This window comes from Cupriavidus basilensis, assembly GCF_029335485.1.
GTDB lineage: Bacteria > Pseudomonadota > Gammaproteobacteria > Burkholderiales > Burkholderiaceae > Cupriavidus > Cupriavidus basilensis_E.
Genome location: NZ_JARJLM010000449.1, coordinates 1 through 3,719 on the forward strand (window position 1 = coordinate 1; position 3,719 = coordinate 3,719).

Here is a 3,719-nt window from a genome sequence, read left to right on the forward strand (position 1 = left end):
GCCGGCCGGCGCCGCGATGGGCGCGGCGCGCGCCAGCGGGGCGCCCGACACGCCGACCCCGCCCGCGGGACCGGACGTTCCTTCCGCCGGGCACTAAGGGACGGGACGTCGATGCGGCCGATGCCCCGGTGTCCCGCCTGGACGGCTTGCAGGCGCCTGGCGCTACCCTCAGGAAGGGCGCTTCATCCGGCACATCGAGGGCAGGCTGAGTTCGGGCCCCGGCGTCATGCTGTCGAAGCGGAACCCATACTGCGTGCCTTCCGCGCCAACCTTGACGGTCTTGCCGTCCACCGGCGCGATCGTCGATACCACCTGCGGCAGCAGCAACTGGTGATCGCTCTTGCGCATCAGCACGTCACCCACGGGCGAATGGTATTGCATGCCTTCGAGCGCGAACGCAATGCTGGTCGGGTCGTCGGATCCGGCGCGGCGGATCGCCTCGCTGACCATCTGCACGGAGATCAGCACGCGCGGGGTGAAGTACTCGCCGGCCGGCGTCTGCCTGACGCGGGCCGACAATGCCGCCAGCACCGGGTCGTCGCCGTTGGGCAGGTATTCGGCGACCCAGGTCAGATGGGCGTTGCCGGCCTGCGCTACCGCCTGCACCGTGCCGGGCGCGCCGCCGCCGCTATGGTTCAGGTAGTTCAGCGGATAGCCGGCTTCGCCGGCTGCCTTGATCAGCAGGCTCAGGTCCTGGCCCCAGTTTCCCGTGACCACCGTATCGGCGCCGCTTTCCTTGACCCTGCCGATATAGGGCGCGAAATCCTTGACCCTGGCCAGTGGGTGCAGCGCCTCGCCGACGAACTGCACGTCGGGCCGTGCGACCGAGATCATCTGCCGGCCCAGCGCGGCCCAGATGCGGCCCTGGGTGTAATCCTGGTTGAGCAGGTAGACCTTGTGCATGTCCTTTTGGCCGCGCGCGAAATTGGCCAGCGCGCGCATCTTCATGGCCGCGTTCGCTTCGGTGGCGAAATGCCAGAAGCTGCAGCGCATGCCGGTCAGGTCGGGGTCGAGCGAGGCATAGTTGACGATCAGGATGCGCTGCGCGGGATGGCGCTCGTTCTGGCGGTTGGCGGCCTCCACCAGCGCGGTCACCACCGGCGAGCCGGAGGCGCCGGTAAACACCACGCGGACTCCGGCATCGATGGCGCTTTGCAAGGCCGTCAGGCTTTCCTGGGGCGAGAGCTTGTTGTCGTAGCTGAGCAGTTCGTAGTGGCGGCCGAGCACGCCACCCTGGGCATTGGCGTCGTCGAGGGCGAACTTCAGGTTGGCCTGGAAGATCTGGCCGACATCGGCCAGCGGCCCGGACAACTGGTCGATGAAGGCCACCTTGATGGGCGCGTCGGTGGCCGCTGCCTGCGCCTGGGCCAGCACTGGCATCGGCAAGGCACCCGCCAGCATGCACGCCGCGGCGGCGCGCGTCAGCACGCTGCCTGCGCACGCCGCGATCCTTGCGGCAATGCCTGGCCGGCGCTCCAAGTCATGGGACATTGCTGGTCTCCTTGCTGCTGGCGCAGCGGGATGGCAGGGGGAAGTTTGCACGATCGCCCGGCGAGGCGTCACCATGTATCGATAAAGCGGCGCGATGCGTCGCGCGGCGCCTGGTCCGGAGCCGGCACCGAGGCCAGTCCGCGCAGCAGCCAGTGACGCGTGTCGGCCGGGTCGATGACCGCATCGATCTCAAGGTGGCTCGCCATATTCAGCGCGCGCCCGCGCTGGTAGGCGGCATCCACCATACGCGCAAACAGCGCTTCGCGCTCGGCCGGATCGGCCACCGCTTCCAGCTCCTTGCGAAAACCCAGCCGGATCGAGCCCTCGATGCCCATCGCGCCGAACTCGCCGCTGGGCCAGGCCACGGTGAAGAAGGGCGCGGCAAAGCTGCCGCCGGCCATGGCTTGCGCCCCGAGCCCGTAGCCCTTGCGCAGCACCACCGTGAAGAAGGGCACGCGCAGTGCGCCGGCGGTGACGAACAGGCGCGAAACATGGCGTACGGTGGCGGTCTTCTCAGCCTCCGGGCCTACCATGAAGCCGGGCGTGTCGCACAGCGAGACTATAGGCAGGCCGTGCGCGTCGCACAATTGCATGAAGCGCGCGGCCTTGTCGGCCGCCGCCGCATCGATCGCGCCGCCCAGGTGCCGGGGATTGTTGGCGATGCAGCCGAAGGCGCGGCCCTCGATGCGGATCAGCGCGGTGATGATGCCGGCGCCGAAGGCGGCGCGCAGTTCCAGCACGGAATCGCGATCGGCCAGCGCGGCGAGCACGCCCCGCATATCGTAGCTGCGCAGCCGGTTCTCCGGTATCAGGTGGCGCAGTGCGCGCGCATCGCCTGCCTCCCAGCCGGGCAGATCGCCCTGGAAGTAGGACAGGTAGCGCCGGGCCGCGTCCACCGCCGCGGCTTCGTCGTCGACCAGCACGTCGATCACGCCGTTGGGTGCCTGCACGCTCACGGGGCCGACTTCCTCGGGCGCGAACACGCCCAGGCCGCCGCCCTCGATCATGGCCGGGCCGCCCATGCCGATGGTGGCATTGCGCGTGGCGATGATGACGTCGGCGCAGCCCAGCAGGGCGGCATTGCCGGCGAAGCAGCGGCCGGAAACGATGCCCACCAGCGGCACCTGGCCGGATAGCCGCGCGAACTGGATGAAAGACGTGCAGTCCAGCCCGGCCACCACCGGCATGTCGGTATCGCCGGGCCGCCCGCCGCCGCCCTCGGCGAACAGCACCACCGGCAGGCGCCACTGGCGCGCCAGCGCCAGCATGCGGTCCAGCTTCTTGTGGCCGTAGAAGCCCTGGGTGCCGGCCAGCACCGTGTAGTCGTAGGCCAGCACCATGCAACGCGCGTCGGCGGCGGGAAAGCGCTGCGCATTGACGGTGCCGATGCCGGTGACGATGCCGTCCGCGGGCGTGGCGCGTTCCAGGTCCTCGATGCTGCGCCGCTGGCGCTGCGCGGCGATGGCGAGCGCGCCGTATTCGATGAAGGAGCCGGTATCGCACAGTTGCGCAATGTTCTCGCGCGCGGTGCGGCCGCCCTGGCCATGGCGCTTGTCCACCGCCCGCGCGCGCGCCGCATCCTGGGTGAGCGCCTGGCGCGCCAGCACGTCGCGCAGGTCGGCGCGGATATGGGCGGGATCCAGCGCGGCGCCGGCCTCAACCGCGTGATGGCTGCCGTCGTCCGCCGACAGTACGATCACCGGCGCGCCGGCGCGCAGCACATCGCCGGCTTGCGCCAGCACGCGCAGCACTTCGCCCGCGACCGGCGCCTCCAGCGGATGCTCCATCTTCATCGCTTCGATGATGGCGAGGGGCTGGCCGCGCCGCACGATGTCGCCGGGGCGTACCTGGACCGCGGCCAGCGCGCCGTCCATGGGCGCGCGCACCAGTTCGGCGTCGTCCGGCAGATCGTCAGGCTCCGCTGCATGCGCCTGGGTGTCAGCGGCGGCGCCAACCGCATACAGCGCGGGATGGGCCTGATCGCCTTCCAGCTGCTGGGCCGCTGCCGCCGCCATGGCCGGCAGCGCGGCGTCGAGGTATTGGGTGTGGACGTCGTTGCGCCGCACCTCGTCGCGCAGCAGCAGGTCCTGCAGCAGCCGGCGGTTGGTGTCGATGCCTTCGATGCGGAATTCGCACAACGCGCGGTAGGCCCGGGCCAGTGCGCGCTCATAATTGCCGCCGGGCTCGTGCACGATCAGCTTGGCCAGCAGTGAATCGAAGCGCGGGTT

The 3,719-nt window shown here is 70.2% G+C and carries 2 protein-coding genes; both read right to left on the minus strand.

Annotated elements, in window-relative coordinates; genetic code table 11:
- Positions 1–168: 168 nt before the first annotated feature.
- Positions 169–1,401 (minus strand): branched-chain amino acid ABC transporter substrate-binding protein, encoded by a 1,233-nt coding sequence (locus tag P3W85_RS27345; RefSeq protein ID WP_430869629.1) that lies wholly within the window; start codon positions 1,399–1,401, stop codon positions 169–171.
- Positions 1,402–1,559: 158 nt separating this feature from the next.
- Positions 1,560–3,719: carboxyl transferase domain-containing protein (locus P3W85_RS27350; protein WP_276267049.1), on the minus strand; the 2,160-nt coding region annotated here is incomplete at its 5' end.

Bases quoted from the DNA above. Each gene is read 5' to 3' on its own strand.
- P3W85_RS27345 (WP_430869629.1), bottom strand. From the start codon at position 1,401: ATGCTGGCGGGTGCCTTGCCGATGCCAGTGCTGGCCCAGGCGCAGGCA.